General features: G+C 48.3%; 16 protein-coding genes. 9 read left to right on the top strand and 7 right to left on the bottom strand.

The annotated features are described in order from the left end of the window. Nucleotides 1-14 precede the first annotated feature (14 nt). Nucleotides 15-764, bottom strand: coding sequence for an SDR family NAD(P)-dependent oxidoreductase (locus BBB58_RS01940; protein ID WP_047795764.1), 750 nt, complete (start codon nucleotides 762-764; stop codon nucleotides 15-17). 117 nt (nucleotides 765-881) lie between these two features. Here BBB58_RS01940 and BBB58_RS01945 point away from each other — a divergent pair, with 117 nt between their 5' ends. Then, nucleotides 882-1,514, top strand: a complete 633-nt coding sequence (locus tag BBB58_RS01945) for a TetR/AcrR family transcriptional regulator (RefSeq protein ID WP_244150654.1) — start codon at nucleotides 882-884, stop codon at nucleotides 1,512-1,514. Nucleotides 1,515-1,816: 302 nt separating this feature from the next. Further along, nucleotides 1,817-3,685: a molecular chaperone HtpG gene (gene htpG, locus BBB58_RS01950; protein WP_074035156.1), complete on the top strand. Its 1,869-nt coding sequence runs from the start codon at nucleotides 1,817-1,819 to the stop codon at nucleotides 3,683-3,685. A 59-nt stretch (nucleotides 3,686-3,744) separates the two neighbouring features. Here the strand turns inward: htpG and dcm are convergent, their stop codons facing one another. Beyond that, on the bottom strand, nucleotides 3,745-5,079 hold the full coding sequence (gene dcm, locus BBB58_RS01955; RefSeq protein ID WP_074035157.1) for a DNA (cytosine-5-)-methyltransferase: 1,335 nt from the start codon (nucleotides 5,077-5,079) through the stop codon (nucleotides 3,745-3,747). Nucleotides 5,080-5,238: 159 nt separating this feature from the next. On the opposite strand from dcm, the gene BBB58_RS01960 reads away from it, so the two are divergent. Further along, the gene (locus BBB58_RS01960; protein ID WP_074035158.1) at nucleotides 5,239-6,609 is read left to right on the top strand and encodes a Sau3AI family type II restriction endonuclease; all 1,371 of its coding nucleotides are present in this window, start codon (nucleotides 5,239-5,241) and stop codon (nucleotides 6,607-6,609) included. 55 nt (nucleotides 6,610-6,664) lie between these two features. Then, on the top strand, nucleotides 6,665-7,111 hold the full coding sequence (locus BBB58_RS01965) for a very short patch repair endonuclease (RefSeq protein WP_074035159.1): 447 nt from the start codon (nucleotides 6,665-6,667) through the stop codon (nucleotides 7,109-7,111). A gap of 13 nt (nucleotides 7,112-7,124) precedes the next feature. Here BBB58_RS01965 and BBB58_RS01970 read toward each other — a convergent pair whose 3' ends face one another. Next, complete coding sequence (locus tag BBB58_RS01970; protein ID WP_074035160.1) at nucleotides 7,125-7,811, bottom strand: BglII/BstYI family type II restriction endonuclease; 687 nt, start codon at nucleotides 7,809-7,811, stop codon at nucleotides 7,125-7,127. 318 nt (nucleotides 7,812-8,129) lie between these two features. Between BBB58_RS01970 and ahpC the strand changes: the two genes are divergently transcribed. Together ahpC and ahpF are read left to right on the top strand one after the other, a co-directional pair. Next, nucleotides 8,130-8,693 carry an alkyl hydroperoxide reductase subunit C gene (gene ahpC, locus BBB58_RS01975; RefSeq protein WP_015880295.1) on the top strand — a complete coding sequence of 188 codons (564 nt, stop codon included), beginning with the start codon at nucleotides 8,130-8,132 and terminating at the stop codon, nucleotides 8,691-8,693. Nucleotides 8,694-8,704: 11 nt separating this feature from the next. After that, nucleotides 8,705-10,228, top strand: coding sequence for an alkyl hydroperoxide reductase subunit F (gene ahpF, locus BBB58_RS01980; RefSeq protein ID WP_074035162.1), 1,524 nt, complete (start codon nucleotides 8,705-8,707; stop codon nucleotides 10,226-10,228). A 39-nt stretch (nucleotides 10,229-10,267) separates the two neighbouring features. Here the strand turns inward: ahpF and BBB58_RS01985 are convergent, their stop codons facing one another. Beyond that, a complete protein-coding gene (locus tag BBB58_RS01985; RefSeq protein ID WP_143180209.1) occupies nucleotides 10,268-10,642 on the bottom strand; it encodes a hypothetical protein in 375 nt (124 codons plus the stop codon). Nucleotides 10,643-10,797: 155 nt separating this feature from the next. On the opposite strand from BBB58_RS01985, the gene BBB58_RS01990 reads away from it, so the two are divergent. The 3 genes from BBB58_RS01990 (at nucleotide 10,798) to BBB58_RS02000 (ending at nucleotide 13,009) form a co-directional block, all read left to right on the top strand. After that, entirely contained in the window at nucleotides 10,798-11,145 is a 348-nt protein-coding gene (locus BBB58_RS01990) for a PadR family transcriptional regulator (RefSeq protein ID WP_074035166.1), read from the top strand. Then, complete coding sequence (locus tag BBB58_RS01995) at nucleotides 11,132-12,094, top strand: HAAS signaling domain-containing protein (RefSeq protein WP_074035168.1); 963 nt, start codon at nucleotides 11,132-11,134, stop codon at nucleotides 12,092-12,094. Before BBB58_RS01990 ends, BBB58_RS01995 begins: the two co-directional genes overlap by 14 nt. Nucleotides 12,095-12,172: 78 nt before the next feature. Further along, the gene (locus tag BBB58_RS02000) at nucleotides 12,173-13,009 is read left to right on the top strand and encodes an aldo/keto reductase (RefSeq protein ID WP_084543017.1); all 837 of its coding nucleotides are present in this window, start codon (nucleotides 12,173-12,175) and stop codon (nucleotides 13,007-13,009) included. Between the two features lie 35 nt (nucleotides 13,010-13,044). On the opposite strand, the gene BBB58_RS02005 is transcribed toward BBB58_RS02000, so the two are convergent. Genes BBB58_RS02005 through BBB58_RS02015 form a run of 3 tightly spaced genes read right to left on the bottom strand, consistent with a single transcriptional unit; the run spans nucleotide 13,045 to nucleotide 15,279 of the window. Further along, the gene (locus tag BBB58_RS02005; protein WP_074035170.1) at nucleotides 13,045-13,857 is read right to left on the bottom strand and encodes a MetQ/NlpA family ABC transporter substrate-binding protein; all 813 of its coding nucleotides are present in this window, start codon (nucleotides 13,855-13,857) and stop codon (nucleotides 13,045-13,047) included. A gap of 20 nt (nucleotides 13,858-13,877) precedes the next feature. Continuing rightward, nucleotides 13,878-14,540 carry a methionine ABC transporter permease gene (locus BBB58_RS02010; protein ID WP_074035172.1) on the bottom strand — a complete coding sequence of 221 codons (663 nt, stop codon included), beginning with the start codon at nucleotides 14,538-14,540 and terminating at the stop codon, nucleotides 13,878-13,880. Further along, entirely contained in the window at nucleotides 14,533-15,279 is a 747-nt protein-coding gene (locus tag BBB58_RS02015) for a methionine ABC transporter ATP-binding protein (protein ID WP_074035174.1), read from the bottom strand. The genes BBB58_RS02010 and BBB58_RS02015 overlap by 8 nt, the downstream gene beginning before the upstream one ends. Between the last annotated feature and the right edge of the window lie 50 nt (nucleotides 15,280-15,329).

Here is a 15,329-nt window from a genome sequence, read left to right on the forward strand (position 1 = left end):
TAGAGACCCTACTTTCACTTCGCCGTCACGCCACCATCTACCGGAAGTTCGATCCCGCTGATATGATTCGCCTCATCTGACGCAAGGAACAGGACGGCTGCCGCCACCTCATCCGCTTGTCCGAGATTCGGCAAAGCGATTTGATTCAAGAAATGTTGTTTATAGTCTGGATGCTCCATATGTGGCGCACTCATCGGTGTCACGATGTACCCTGGATGCACCGAGTTGACCCGAATGTTTTGCTTCCCGTAATCGACTGCCGCTGCTTTCGTGAGAGAACGGACCGCACCTTTCGAGGCCGTATAGGCACCGGCACCCGCCATACCTGTCAATGCAGAGATGGAGGAGATGTTGACGATTGATCCTCCCCCATTCTCCGTCATGAGCGGAATCGCGTACTGTGTCCCTAACATGACCCCATCGATGTTGATGCGATATGTGCGTGCCCAGTCCTCTTCTGTCTGTTCCAAGAAAGGTTTTGCAAGTGCGATTCCAGCGTTATTGACGAGAATATCTAATTTGCCACATGTCGCTTCCACTTCTGCAAACACGTCCTCCCAGCTCGAGCGCGATGTCACGTCATGTTTCACCGCGATGGCTTCCCCACCTTGCGCCCGAATCGACTCGACTACATTGTTTACTCCTTGTTCATTGATGTCTGTCGCGACGACTGTTGCCCCTTCTTTGGCGAATAGACGTGCCGTTGACTCTCCCATACCGCTTCCTGCCCCTGTGATGACCGCTACTTTCCCCTGTAAACGCATTGTCCCAGCTCCATTCATTAAATTATGATAGTCTAACTATCATAATCATAATTGGATATGACATTAATCTCAACGAAACTGCTTGAAGACGATATACTAAGGACAGACAATGAGGTGATGGAATTGAGTAAACGACAACAAAACAAAGAAGAACGAGTTCAACTGATTATCCAAGAGGCAGAACGCTTATTTATAGAGAATGGCTTTGAGAAGGTTCAGATGCAGGACATCGCGGATGCGGCAGGGATTGGGGTGGCGACACTGTTTCGCTACTTCCCGAAGAAAGATCAATTGATTGTTGCGGCAGCCGTCAAGAATCTACAGCCCACACTCGAGAGATTTGAACAGTTCATGCATGGGGAAGGCAGCGCATATGAGCGGCTCGAGGCCATCTTGAATCACTTTTTCGAGATGCAGTTGGAGCGGACGAACCACGCCCGTTTCCGAGAGGCGTTCGAGAGCTATGCATCGTTCGTCGCCTCACCGCTTCCTGGGATCGAGACATACATCGACGTTCAACGACAGATCATGCAGACACTCGAACCCTTGATCGAAGATGGGAAACGAGACGGTTCATTCCGCTCGGATATCGATGTGAAGGTGACCGTCGTCACAATCATCAATACGTTCGGGACGTTCGGCAACAACATCATGTTGAAGTCGCACATCAGTTATTTAGAGGACGATATTGAACCGGCCGTACAATTGCGTGCTTTAAAAGAGATGTTCCTCGCATCCATTCGAGCATAAGAAAAGCCTCCCTTCGTTTGAAAGGAGGCTAGTTGTATACATAAAAAATGAGCACCTCTCACTAGAGGTGCTCTCGAAAGTCTACCGCGACGGACCACGCTCCACAACGTGCTCCTCAAGGGAATGTCCGCCGTCTTACATAGACCAGCTCATCGCATGTACTCAACTATATGCGAAACCTACGTCCTCGTCAATCTTTTCTTCAATCTCGGTTGACATCTTCCTAAAAATTAGGATAATCAATAGTGTTAGCACTCCTATATACAGAGTGCCAAAATATAGACATCAAAAGGAGAACGATCATGACAAAGAAACAGTTTCAAACGGAATCGAAACGAATTTTAGAGTTGATGGTCCACTCAATTTATACACATAAGGACATCTTCCTGCGTGAGCTCATCTCGAACGCGAGTGATGCCATCGACAAGATGTATTATCGTGCCCTCTCAGACGAAAGCATCGAGTTCAACAAAGACGATTACTTCATCAAAATTGAACTCGACAAAGAAGCACGGACGATCACGATTCGCGATACAGGGATTGGGATGACAGAAGAAGAACTCGAAACAAACCTCGGAATCATCGCCAAGAGCGGTTCACTCGCCATGAAACAGGCGACGAAGATGGAAGAAGACCATAGCCTCATCGGTCAATTCGGGGTCGGGTTCTATTCCGCGTTCATGGTCGCTGACCGTGTGACCGTGCGGACTCGCTCGATTGACAGTGATCAAGGATACGTATGGGAGTCAGAAGGCACAGACGGCTATTCGATCGAGCCGACAGACAAAGCGGACATCGGTACAGAAATCACGCTCCACTTGAAGGCAGACACAGAAGATGATGCGTATTCGTCATTCCTCGAAGAATATGAGATCCGTTCACTCATCAAGAAGCATTCGGACTTCATCCGTTACCCAATCAAACTGGATGTGACGAAACATCGTCAAAAAGAGGACTCAGAAGAGTATGAGGACTACAAGGAAGAAGAGACCGTCAACAGCATGGTTCCGATTTGGCTGAAGCGGAAGAGCGAACTCAAAGACGAGGATTATAAGGCGTTCTATCACGAGAAGCGCTACGGCTTTGATGAGCCACTCAAGCATCTTCACTTGAACGTCGACGGGACGATTCGTTATCAATCAATCCTGTATATCCCGTCAACGGTTCCGTTCGACTATTACACGAAAGAATTCGAGAAAGGGCTCGAGCTCTACTCGAACGGCGTGTTGATCATGGAGAAGTCACCAGACCTCTTGCCGGACTACTTCGGCTTCGTTAAAGGGATGGTCGACTCAGAAGACCTCTCCCTCAACATTTCCCGTGAAATGTTGCAGCAGGACCGCCAGCTTCGCGTGATCGCGAAGAACGTGAAGTCGAAAATCAAAGGCATGCTCGAGAAGATGCTCCAAAACGAGCGTGAGGACTATGAGAAGTTCTATGAGTCGTTCGGTCGCCAATTGAAGTTCGGCGTGTATGACCAGTTCGGCGCAGCCAAAGACGAATTGAAAGACTTGATTCTTTTCCATTCTTCTCACGAGAAGAAACTCGTTTCGCTCAAAGAGTACGTCGAGCGGATGAAAGAAGATCAGAAGTATATTTACTATGCGACAGGCGAATCGATTCATCGCATCGACCTCTTGCCACAAGCAGAGCGCTTGAAAGAAGAAGGATACGAAATCCTCTACTTTACAGAAGAGATCGACGAGTTCGCCATCAAGATGCTTCAGTCGTATGAAGACAAAGAATTCAAATCGATCGCGAGCGGCGATCTCGGTCTCGATGACGCGGAAGCGAAATCGCTCAACGAAGACAACCAAGACTTGTTCGCATTCATGAAAGAAGAGCTCGGAGACCGCGTCAAAGAAGTGCGTGCCTCGACACGTCTCAAGTCGCATCCGGTTTGCTTGACGGTTGCGGGTGACGTCTCAATCGAGATGGAAAAGATTTTGAACGCAATGCCAAACGGCGGCGGCATGAAAGCGGAGAAAGTGCTCGAGGTGAATGCCGACCACGCCATCTTCCAGACGCTCCAACGTGTGTATAAAGAAGATGAAGCGAAAGCGAAACAATATACAGACCTCTTGTATCAACAAGCCCTCCTCATTGAAGGGTTACCGATTGAAGATCCGGTAGCGTATTCGAATGCGGTGTGTGCGTTGATGGCGGAGTAACTCTAAATAGCAAATGCCCTCATCTGAATGAAAATGTCATTCAGATGAGGGCATTTAAATTATTTAAAGTTATTGTACGTCCCTAACAATTGCATCTGCTTCACTTCATGCAACAGGCTCTTTTCATCCTCTTGCTCATGAATCTCCGCAATTCGATGGCCCATCCGCTCAATCAATCCGACGACGAGGGCATTCCCCATTGTGAAATATCGCTTGCGGTCTGTCATAGTCGCGGTCCATCCGTATGGGAAGCCATTCAATCCCTCGCATTCTTCCGGACGCAAATAGCGCAATTTTTTCGTATGTGGATCTTCGATGACATGGCTTGAACGGTTGCACGTTCCTTCGCTCGTCAACATCGTTCTACCTGGAAGGTCTAGCGAATCTGGATAGGACATGCCTCCTTCAGCATAGACATAGACGTGACCGCTCGCAGAAGTACGTTCGATTTTTTTCGGCCCCTTCATGTAAGCCAATTCCTCTTTTTCCGTACGTCCAGATTTTTTAACCTTCTCTGTATCCAGATAATAGTGTTCCGGAGCAGGACCAAACTGCTCATAGACCTCTCGAACGACTTGACCGAGCGTCTTAGGTGTTTCGCGAACCGGGAGCGTCTCAAGCGTCGTCACTTGATCCCCCGTCATGACACCCGCATTTCGATAAGTCGCAGAGAATGTGTCCGAGATTTCAACGATGTCTTTCGGCAACTCGAACGTCGAACCTGGATGCTTCTCGCTCGTCATCTCCATGACCGGGAAAGTCGGTGCAAAGAATCCGTCTTTCAACAACCACTGCTCAGGGTTCGCTTTCCCCGCTCGGGTTGAATGCTTCAAATCTGCTCGCGTCGCAAAGATGAAGATGCGGCGGCGGCGTTGCGCAAACCCATAGTCTGCTGCATTGATAACCCGCCACTCGACCGTATATCCTTGATCGGCAAACGCACGAAGCATGACACTGAAGTCACGCCCTCTTTGCTTCGCAGGTGACTTCATTAGGCGATCGACATTCTCGAGTAAGACGTAAGGCGGCTTTTCCTGTTCGATGATATTCATGATTTCCCAGAACAAGACACCCTTCTTCCCTTGAATCCCTTGCTCATTCTTCAAGCTACGTGACACGCTATAGTCTTGGCACGGGAAGCCCCCCACAAGTAAATGGTGTGGTCCTGCTTCCATCCATGACAGCGCGATATCCTCATTTACGTGTTGGCCACGCCCTTTAAAACGTTCAGCATAGCAATCAAAGGCCGGTTGTACCTTCGTCGCCGGCTCCCACTGATTGCCCCAAACCACATCGAATTTGTCAGATGTAGGCTCGGCATTCACATCTTTGATTCCTTCAAGCGCGATGCGGAAACCTCCTACACCGGCAAATAACTCAACTACTTTAATCAATGGGAACACCCTTTCGTATTTTCTATCTTAAATTTACGCTATTTTAGGTCCTATCACAACCGAACTAGCTCGATGAAATTAGTTTAACAGAAAAGGTGAATGGGATCAACAACTACGTTATACTCATCTTATATATGTAAATTTATAGGAGGTATTCGATTGCGTTACGAAACGATTCAAGAACTAATGGATAAGGCAAGAGAGGCCGAGGGAAAGACATTCGGCGAGATTGACACGACCGGACGGATTAAAAATGTTCGCTCCAAGGGGTCACTCGGTCACATTATTGAAGAGAGCCATTTCGGATACCCAATCAATTCAGATGCCCGACCAGACTTTGAGGAACTTGGTATCGAGTTAAAGGTCACTCCTTTCAAAAAAAACAAAAATGGTACATATTCTTCAAAAGAACGACTCGTCTTGAATATGATTGATTACCATAGCGAGCATAGATACTCGTTTGAAACTTCAAGCTTTTTATCGAAAGCCACAAGTATGCTCATCATGCTCTATCAATATGAGCCTGAGATTCCAATGGATGACTACCGTATCTATAAAGCCTTCTTAAACGAGTTCTCGGAGGAAGATTTAGCCGTGATGCGACAAGATTGGGAAACAATCGTTACCAAAATCAAGAGTGGAGAGGCTCATCTCATTTCGGAGGCAGATACGATGTATCTGTCCGCCTGTACAAAAGGGGCGAACGGTTCGATTGTACGTACTCAACCCTTCTCAGATGAACCTGCCAAGCCGCGCGCCTTCTCTTTGAAAGCATCCTATATGTCCGGATTGGTTCGAAAATATTTAACACCGGAACTAATGGAATCTATCGCGAACCAAGGTGAGTTAAACGAAATGTCTATCGAGGAACTTCTCGAAACCCGACTCTCAGCACACTATGGCAAGACACTGATTGATTTATGTGAAGAAACGAAAGTTCCATACAACCCTAGAAACAAGGCGATGATTCCTCATGTCATGGCCAAACTGTTAGGAGTGCAAAAGACAGACCTTTCCGGTATCGAAGAATTTGCGAAGGCAAACATCAAGTTCAAAACGATCGCACGCGAACCTGACGGAAAGATTCGCGAACATATGTCGTTCGGCAAGGTCAATTTTGAAAACCTATGCCAAAGCGACTGGGAAGATTCAGACCTATATGACACATTCGCAGAACAGAAATATCTTTTCTTAGAATTTCAATATGACGAAGAATACGTCCCGAAGAAAAAGCGAATCCCTCGCTTTGTAGGCATTCGACTCTGGAACATGCCACTCGAGACAATCGATGGCGAACTATATGAGATGTGGTCCGAAGCTCGAAAGGTCGTAATAGAAGGGGTTGAGCTGATTCCCATGAAAAATAGAATAAAGAACAACCTGCCCGGATCAAAATTTAACCAAGTCGCACATGTACGTTCAAAAGGTGCGGATGGAGATGACAAAATCCGCCTCCCCGATGGACAATGGATCACAAAGCAGGCGTTTTGGTTAGACCGAAACTACATTCAGCAGATTTTAGACGCTTAACATGAGTACTTCTCTCCCTACAGTGGAATCTTCCTAGTAGAGGGAGGTGAGGGATATGGCCAAAAACGTACCGAAAGCATCGAGTCCAGCCGTGTTCAAGACGATGAGCGGCAACCGTGGAAAAGATACGAAGATGGAAGTCAAAGTCAGAAAAGCGCTGTGGGCGGCCGGATACCGGTACCGCAAGAACAATCGCAAACTTTACGGGACCCCCGACATCTCGTTCCCGGGATTACGCGTCGTCGTATTTCTGGATTCTTGCTATTGGCACGGCTGTCCCCTCCACTTCAAATTGCCGAAGACGAATGCCGATTTTTGGCGTCAAAAGATCGGACGTAACATCGAACGCGATGCCGACGTCACACAACATTATGTAGAAGAAGGTTGGGTCATTCTTCGATTTTGGGAACACCAGGTCAATGATGATTTTGATCATGTCATCTATACCATCACTCATTTTGTTGATATGGCCAAGCAAAACCGACACATACGAAGTGGCTGAGATTAAAAGTACATCAGTCTAAATCTTCATCGAACATCGGTTCATGATAGGTCTCAGTCGTTTCATCGACAAGCAGGTTCGCGTAGAATTCCTCTACGCGACCTCTTTTTTCGCCTTTTTCATTTAAATATTCAACGATTTTGAATGTATCAGGTGCTTCAAGTCCGATAATGACGATCGGTACGGTGAGTTGCGTGTTTAACGGCTTCAAATGGTGCACATATTTCTCATACGTCCCAATGGCTCCATCGAAGTTGCCGGCTCTCTGCAAACGCTGAGTCGCACAGATGATGACCCCAATCCGTGTTTGAATTGCCTTTTCGACATGGTTCAGTTCGCTTGCGATGACCGGTTTCAATAAGTTCCAAGCGATTGTACCTGCATGGTTGAATCCGACTTCTAGTGAGATATTGTCTTTAGCGAAATCAAGACGCCACACATTCTCCGAATAGTCACGATCCTGAAAAATCGGACTTTCGCTCATCCATCCTCTTCTCAAAAACTCCAGTCTGAATAGTTCATTCAAAGCCTTTGATAGACTCTTGTTCTTTTTAGCATATTTTTCATTAAATGTTTTGATGATGTCGTCGTCGCTGATTGACTGAATGATGTCATGAATCTCTGTCCAAATCTCCTTGAACTCTTCATCGTTCTTCAATATCGTCTCACCGAATCGATGAGAATGGACTCTATATTTCATCATAAATCCCCTGTCTGTAAATGATAATCACGAACAGAAAGACGAGAATAACAATCTGCTCTCCATCTTTCAAACAAGTTTGTGACTCATTTAATATTTTGTAAAGATACTACTTATCGAAAGAAAATACACCCTCATTGTAATCGTTTTCTTCATTGATATTAAGCTAATCATAAATAATTATGAGTTATTTCAACACATTTCAAAGCATGCAAACGCCTTGACAATTTCAGCTCGTTATATGAAGTTAGTATTACATTATAATTATTCTAGTCGAGATAGAAACGCTAGAGTAAAAAAACAAGGAGGACATAACCCATGTCATTAATCGGCAAAGAAGTACTACCATTCAAAGCACAAGCATTCCAAACAGGTGAATTCCTCGAAGTTACAGAGAACGACCTTAAAGGTAAATGGAGCGTTGTCTGCTTCTACCCAGCTGACTTCACATTCGTCTGCCCAACTGAACTTGAAGACCTTCAAAACGAGTACGCTACACTTAAAAACCTCGGTGTAGAAGTTTACTCTGTCTCTACAGACACACACTTCACACATAAAGCTTGGCACGAAACATCTGAGAAAATCGGAAAGATCGAGTACATCATGATTGGTGACCCATCACACGTCATCTCACGCAACTTCGACGTCTTGAACGAAGAAGACGGCCTCGCAGACCGTGGTACATTCATCATCGACCCAGACGGTGTCATCCAAACTGTCGAAATCAACGCTGGCGGCATCGGCCGTGACGCGAGCACACTCGTCAACAAAGTCAAAGCAGCACAATACGTACGCAACAATCCAGGCGAAGTCTGCCCAGCGAAATGGGAAGAGGGTTCTGAAACACTCCGCCCAAGCCTTGACCTCGTCGGTAAATTGTAAGGAGCGATTGCATGTTAGAAGCAGCGATTAAACAACAGCTCGACCAATATCTCCAGCTCATGGAGGGCGATGTCGTCCTCCGTGTGAGCGCTGGGGAAGACAAAGTCTCAAACGAGATGCTCGAGCTCGTCAACGAACTCGCCAGCATGTCATCACGCATCTCGGTCGAACGCGCGACACTCGAGCGTACACCGAGCTTCAGCGTGAATCGTCCATCCGAAGAGACAGGAATCGTCTTCGCGGGGATTCCACTCGGACATGAGTTCACATCACTCGTCCTCGCCCTCCTCCAAGTGAGCGGGCGCGCACCGAAAGTCGATGCGGACACAATCAAACAGATCCAAAACATCGAAGGCACGTATCACTTCGAGTCGTACATCAGTCTCAGCTGCCACAACTGTCCTGACGTCGTGCAAGCGCTAAACGTCATGAGCGTTCTCAATTCGAACATCACGCACACGATGATCGATGGAGCCGCGTTCAAGGATGAAGTGGAAGCAAAAGAAATCATGGCTGTCCCGACGGTCTTCTTGAACGGAGAATCGTTCGGTAACGGTCGGATGTCACTCGAAGAGATCTTGGCGAAACTCGGTACAGGTCCTGACGCGTCTGCGTTTTCGGACAAAGACCCGTATGACGTCCTCGTCGTAGGTGGCGGTCCAGCGGGTGCAAGTGCAGCCGTATACGCGGCTCGTAAAGGAATCCGTACCGGAATCATCGCGGAGCGCTTCGGTGGCCAAGTGATGGACACGATGGGGATTGAGAACTTCATCGGTACTGCTTATACAGAAGGTCCAAAGCTTGTCGCCAGTCTAGAAGAGCACGTCAAAGAGTACGGCATCGATGTCATGAACCTTCAACGCGCGAAGCGTCTTGAGAAAAAGGACCTCGTCGAGATCGAACTCGAGAACGGTGCTGTCTTGAAGAGTAAGAGTGTCATCCTCTCGACCGGTGCACGCTGGCGTAACGTCAACGTCCCAGGTGAGGCGGAGTTCAAAAACAAAGGGGTCGCTTACTGCCCGCACTGTGACGGTCCTCTCTTCGAAGGGAAACGTGTCGCGGTCATCGGTGGCGGTAACTCTGGGATCGAAGCGGCCATCGACCTCGCAGGAATCGTCAAGCACGTAACGGTCCTCGAGTTCGCTCCTGAACTCAAGGCTGACCAAGTGCTACAAGATCGTCTTCACAGCCTCCCGAACGTGACTGTCATCACGAACGCTCAGACGACAGAAATCACGGGTACGGACAAAGTGAACGGCATCTCGTATGTGTCTCGTGAGACGAACGAGTCACATCATGTCGAACTTGAAGGCGTCTTCGTCCAAATCGGCCTCGTCCCGAACACGGACTGGCTCGACTCGGTCGAACGCAACAACTTCGGGGAAATCGTCGTCGACCGTCACGGCGCGACGAACGTCCCAGGTGTGTTCGCGGCAGGAGACTGCACGAACAGCGCCTACAAACAAATCATCATCTCGATGGGTTCTGGTGCGACAGCCGCACTCGGCGCCTTCGACTACATGATTCGCAACTAACACAAAGACTCGCCCTCTATCATGAGAGCGAGTCTTTTTTTACAGTTCAAACGTCTTTCCCGAGTCCGGGATGAATAAAATCGAGTCTCCGCTCTCCGTTTCAAATCGATAGCCCACTCGAGGAGAGAATGGATTCCATTCTCCTCCGGTCGTCGGAACGCTTTCCACGTACGTCACGTCATTGTACGTTTTGCTCAACATCTCTTCTGCCTCAGCTAACGAGTAGCTCGGAATCGAAAGCAAAATCGCCGCCCCTACACTCATCACTCCGACCGACGCCGCCCAAAGAGTCGATGTCGGCTTTCGAAACTGTGCCAAGACTAGCAGCATGATGATCCAGCCAATCGGCACTCCAAACGTCGCCGCATGCCCATACCATTGCTCATTGATCGTCAATAAACTGGCGATCACCACACCTCCAAGAATCCACCATCACTTCATGAACATCACCTCCTCTTTATTATCCCAAAATCAGGAAATGACTCAACATCTTTTATTCACATTGATGTATGATAACTTATAGTGTATGATATACAGTATAAAGATAAACGAATGAAGGAGGCGAAAAAATGTCTGATGTAAAAGCCTCGTTGGTGACGGAGTTGCGGCGCGGCACATTGACGATTGCGGTGCTCAGTCAGTTGAAGACACCCCAATACGGCTATTCTCTCGTTCAAGCACTGCTAGATGCCGATATCAACATTGATCAAAGTACGCTCTACCCGCTCTTGCGTCGACTTGAAAAACAAGGACTCGTCACGAGTTCCTGGGATACGACAGAGAGTCGACCACGCAAGTACTACGTGCTCAGCTCGGATGGGATGGACATTTTGAATGAGTTGTACGTGGAATGGATGAACATGTCGAAAACGTTGACCCGTCTAATTGAAGGAGGAAATGATCATGAATCTTCGTGATGTGTATATCGATGAAGTCACCTCTCGAATCCCAGAGTCGATGCGGCAAGACGTCGCACTCGAATTGGAATCGACCATTGATGACATGACTGGAAATGACCCGTCTGAAGCGGCTTTATTTGAAGCATTGCGCCAACTCGGCGACCCTCAAATCCTCGCTGCTCGCTACGCGAACCGACCACTTTATCTCATCGGTCCTGCTCTCTTCACACAGTACGTGAACATCATCAAAATCGTCTTACCGATTGCCGTCACGGTTGTCACCATTCTCTCCATCATCGGTTATTTGACCAATCCCATCGACGACACGTCTTGGAGTCAATTCTTGATTCAAGCATTCCTTCAAACTGGGGCGGCTATCTTCAATGTCGTCGTTCAGACGCTATTCTGGATCACCCTCACGTTCTTCATCATTGAACGTGCTGTACCTGAGGGCGAAGTTCCTTTCTCTAGTTGGAAACCTGAGCAACTCAAGAAGGTAAAACCACGTTCGACCTCGATTTCTTTTGGTTCGATTTTGTTTGACTTTATCGCCACCGTTCTGATGGTCGTATTGTATGTCAACGCCGAGCAGTTGATTCGTGTTGTCACAGATAGTGAATCCTATCCGCTACTCAATACGTCGGTCTTGGATCAATTCTTCCCGTTTGTCATCGCCCTGGCCGCCTTTGGGATCGCCATCGCCATTTACAAATGGATGGTTCGACATTGGACAAAGCCGCTCGCCTTGTGGAACGCGCTCTTCAATATCGTATGGATTGTCGTCACAGCGCTCATTTTACTGCAACCTGATTTAATTTCTTCTAATGCCCTCTCGTTGATTGCTGAGCAAATCAACGTCGACCTCGAAACAATCAGTCGTTGGGGCGTCTGGAGTGTTTTACTCACCATCATCATCGTGTGTATCCTCGATTTGGCAGAAGGTTTAATCAAAGCGTTTCGACGTTGATCTCACATTCAAACGTTTCATTTCCGATGAAAGTGGAATAGCGGAGAAGAGAACGGATTTTGAATGGGGAGGCATTTGATGGGTATTCCAACAATCAAGTTACATGACGGTTATGAGATTCCGGCCATCGGACTCGGGACGGTTTATTTGAAAGGTGAAGCAGGGGTCGACGCCATCACATGCGCCATCCGGAACGGATATCGACTCATCGATTCGGCGATTCGCTACGATAATGAAGGCGCGGTCGGTGAAGCGGTTCGCCAATCCGGCATCCCGCGTGAACAACTTTTCTTAACATCGAAACTGCGCGCGCAATATTATGACTACGACCAGGCGCTCGAGATGATTCGAGAGTCCCTATATCGAGCGAACCTCGACTATTGGGATTTGTTCCTCTTGCATTGGCCAAACCCGAAACAAGACAAGTACGTCGAGGCATGGCGTGCCTTGATTCAAGCGAAGGAAAACGGATGGATCCGCTCCATTGGGGTATCGAACTTCATGCCGGAGCACCTTGACCGCTTGATTGAAAAAACGGGAGAAACACCGGTCATTAACCAAATCGAGTTACACCCGTACTTCTCGCAAGTCGAACAGCGGAAAGCCGATAAAGAACGCGGCATCATCACAGAAGCGTGGAGCCCGCTCAGTCGCGCCCGCACGGTCATCCATGACGAGAAGATCACCGAGCTCGCCAAACAAAAAGGAAAGAGCGTGTCTCAAGTCATCTTGCGTTGGCATATGCAGCTTGGTGTCATCCCGCTCGCCCGCTCGTCTAGCGAGTTGCACCAAAAAGAGAATCTCGACGTCTTCAACTTCGAATTGACCGAGGAAGAGATGGAGACGCTCAATGCGTTGACGAAACCGGACGGTCGCATCGATGACCAAGACCCGCGAGAATACGAAGAGTACTAAAAAAGATTGAGCCTAGATGGCTCAATCTTTTTTGTTTAAAACGCCGGAATGGCCGTTTCATCATAGTTTTCTTGCAAGAACGCACGGACTTCGTCGCTTGTGAGCGCTTCTCCGAGTTTTTGGATCGCTTCGTCATCCTGGTTGTCTTCACGTGCGACAAGCGTGATGGCGAAATCATTCTCGACGCCTTCTGTTAAGAGTGCGTCACTCTTCGGTGTCAAACCGAGCGGTGCAGCGTAAGCCGGTGTCATCAAGACCGCATCGACATCATCGTACGCGCGCGCGAGCATCAATAAGTCGACTTCTTCAAACTTGAAGTTTTTCGGGTTAGATGTGATATCAGCTTGTGTATAATACGTGCCTTCCTTCTCTCCGAGTTCGATCACATCATGTTGTGCGAGAAGGGAGAGCGAACGGTCGATGTTCGATACGTCGTTGGCGATCGCAATCGTTGCGCCTTCCGGAAGGTCTTCCATGTTGTCATAGTTTTTTGCGTATACACCGTAGTTTGCGAAATAAATCGGTTCGATGGGAACGAGATTCGCATCGTTGCTGCGGTTGAACTCTTCCATATACGGAACGTGTTGGAAGAAGTTCGCATCAACTTCTTTTGCCGCAAGTGCCGAGTTCGGCTGGACGTTGTCTCCGAGGACGACGATTTCGAGTTCGATGTTCTCTTCTGCGAGCTGTTCTTTCGCAATTTCAAGCATATCTGTCATAGGTGGGATGAGTGATGCGACTTTCAATGTCTGTGGTTCGTTCGCTTGTTCTGTTTGTGTTTCTGTGTCGTTCCCACATGCCGCGAGGACGAGTGTGAGTGAGGCAAGAAGTGCCATCAATTTTTTCATATTCATTTCCTACTTTCTGTTTAACGTTTATCGATGATGCGTGCCACGGTCGTGCCCGTGAATTGGATCAACTGTACGAAGACAAGCATGATGAGAATCATATAGAGCATGAGTTCGGTCTGGAACTGCTGATACCCATAACGGATGGCAAAGTCACCGATGCCACCACCCCCGACGACTCCCATAATCGTCGAGTATGAGATAAAACTGATGATGGATGTGGTCAATCCGAGGACGAGACCGGACCGGGCTTCCACATATAGAAACTTAAAGATGATGTCTTTAACCGACGCTCCCATCGAGAGTGCCGCTTCAATGACCCCGCGTGGGACATCAATCAACGACTGCTCGACGAGGCGCGCATAATGCGCGATGGCGATGATGGAGAGCGGCACCGTCGCTGCTGCCGTTCCGATGGCGGTTCCGATAATGAGCCGTGTAAATGGAATCAAAAACACGACGAGTAACAAGAAGGGGAAAGACCGGACGATGTTCACGACCAGGTTGAGGACGGAGAAGACGATTTGGTTCTCTAACAATTGTCTTTTACGCGAAAGATAAAGCCACGTGCCTAACGGCAATCCGACTAGAATCGCGGCGAGAATCGATACCCCGACCATAATGAACGTCTCGGCGATGGATTGCCAAATCTCTGATTGATAGCGCACCAAGATGTCAGGCATTCACTTCACCTTCCTCTCGCAACTGTTCGACGAACCAACTTGGATTCTGATCGATGGCGACCACCCCTGTTGGCTCCCTCTCAATCGTCTCATGAACGGATCCGTCTGCCATGACGGTGACGCGATGACAGATTTGACGGATGACATCCATCTCATGCGTGACGAGAACGACGGTGACGCCGAGTTTTTCATTGACCGACTGAAGGACACGCAGCACTTCCGCCGTCGTATTCGGGTCGAGTGAAGAGGTCGGCTCATCGCACAGGAGTACACTCGGTTCACTTGCGAGTGCCCGAGCGATGGCGACACGTTGCTTCTGTCCCCCACTCAACTGGGAAGGATATTTATCGCGATACGCTTCGAGTCCAACGAACCGGAGACATTCCAACACACGCGCTTCCCATGACGCTCTCGGGCGTTTGGCAAGTTTCAGTGAATCGAGAACGTTATCAAAGACGGTCTTATTCGCGACTAGATTAAATTGTTGAAAAATCATTCCGATCCGATGTCGCTTCTTGCGAAGTTCGCGATTGGAGAGCTCGGTCAACTGGTCGCCATCGACCGTGACGCTCCCGGCATCCGGTTTCTCCAACAAATTCATCAATCGAAGGAGCGTCGACTTCCCAGCACCGCTTGCGCCGATAATGCCGTAAATCTCCCCTTTTCGAATGTGAAGCGATACATCACGAACGGCCATCTCTTGTCCATAACGCTTATGGACGGACGACAATGTGATCATGGCAGACATCCTTTCTACATCTCGTGAGTGAGTCAACCGTTTATCATTTT

The organism is Exiguobacterium profundum, assembly GCF_001909285.1.
In the GTDB taxonomy this organism is placed as follows: domain Bacteria; phylum Bacillota; class Bacilli; order Exiguobacteriales; family Exiguobacteriaceae; genus Exiguobacterium; species Exiguobacterium profundum.

What these genes read in the sequence shown, in the direction of transcription:
- BBB58_RS01940 (WP_047795764.1), bottom strand. Translation starts at nt 764, where the DNA reads ATGCGTTTACAGGGGAAAGTAGCGGTCATCACAGGGGCAGGAAGCGGT.
- BBB58_RS01945 (WP_244150654.1), top strand. Translation starts at nt 882, where the DNA reads ATGGAATTGAGTAAACGACAACAAAACAAAGAAGAACGAGTTCAACTG.
- htpG (WP_074035156.1), top strand. Translation starts at nt 1,817, where the DNA reads ATGACAAAGAAACAGTTTCAAACGGAATCGAAACGAATTTTAGAGTTG.
- BBB58_RS01965 (WP_074035159.1), top strand. Translation starts at nt 6,665, where the DNA reads ATGGCCAAAAACGTACCGAAAGCATCGAGTCCAGCCGTGTTCAAGACG.
- BBB58_RS01970 (WP_074035160.1), bottom strand. Translation starts at nt 7,811, where the DNA reads ATGAAATATAGAGTCCATTCTCATCGATTCGGTGAGACGATATTGAAG.
- ahpC (WP_015880295.1), top strand. Translation starts at nt 8,130, where the DNA reads ATGTCATTAATCGGCAAAGAAGTACTACCATTCAAAGCACAAGCATTC.
- ahpF (WP_074035162.1), top strand. Translation starts at nt 8,705, where the DNA reads ATGTTAGAAGCAGCGATTAAACAACAGCTCGACCAATATCTCCAGCTC.
- BBB58_RS01990 (WP_074035166.1), top strand. Translation starts at nt 10,798, where the DNA reads ATGTCTGATGTAAAAGCCTCGTTGGTGACGGAGTTGCGGCGCGGCACA.
- BBB58_RS01995 (WP_074035168.1), top strand. Translation starts at nt 11,132, where the DNA reads ATGAATCTTCGTGATGTGTATATCGATGAAGTCACCTCTCGAATCCCA.
- BBB58_RS02000 (WP_084543017.1), top strand. Translation starts at nt 12,173, where the DNA reads ATGGGTATTCCAACAATCAAGTTACATGACGGTTATGAGATTCCGGCC.
- BBB58_RS02005 (WP_074035170.1), bottom strand. Translation starts at nt 13,857, where the DNA reads ATGAAAAAATTGATGGCACTTCTTGCCTCACTCACACTCGTCCTCGCG.
- BBB58_RS02010 (WP_074035172.1), bottom strand. Translation starts at nt 14,540, where the DNA reads ATGCCTGACATCTTGGTGCGCTATCAATCAGAGATTTGGCAATCCATC.
- BBB58_RS02015 (WP_074035174.1), bottom strand. Translation starts at nt 15,279, where the DNA reads ATGATCACATTGTCGTCCGTCCATAAGCGTTATGGACAAGAGATGGCC.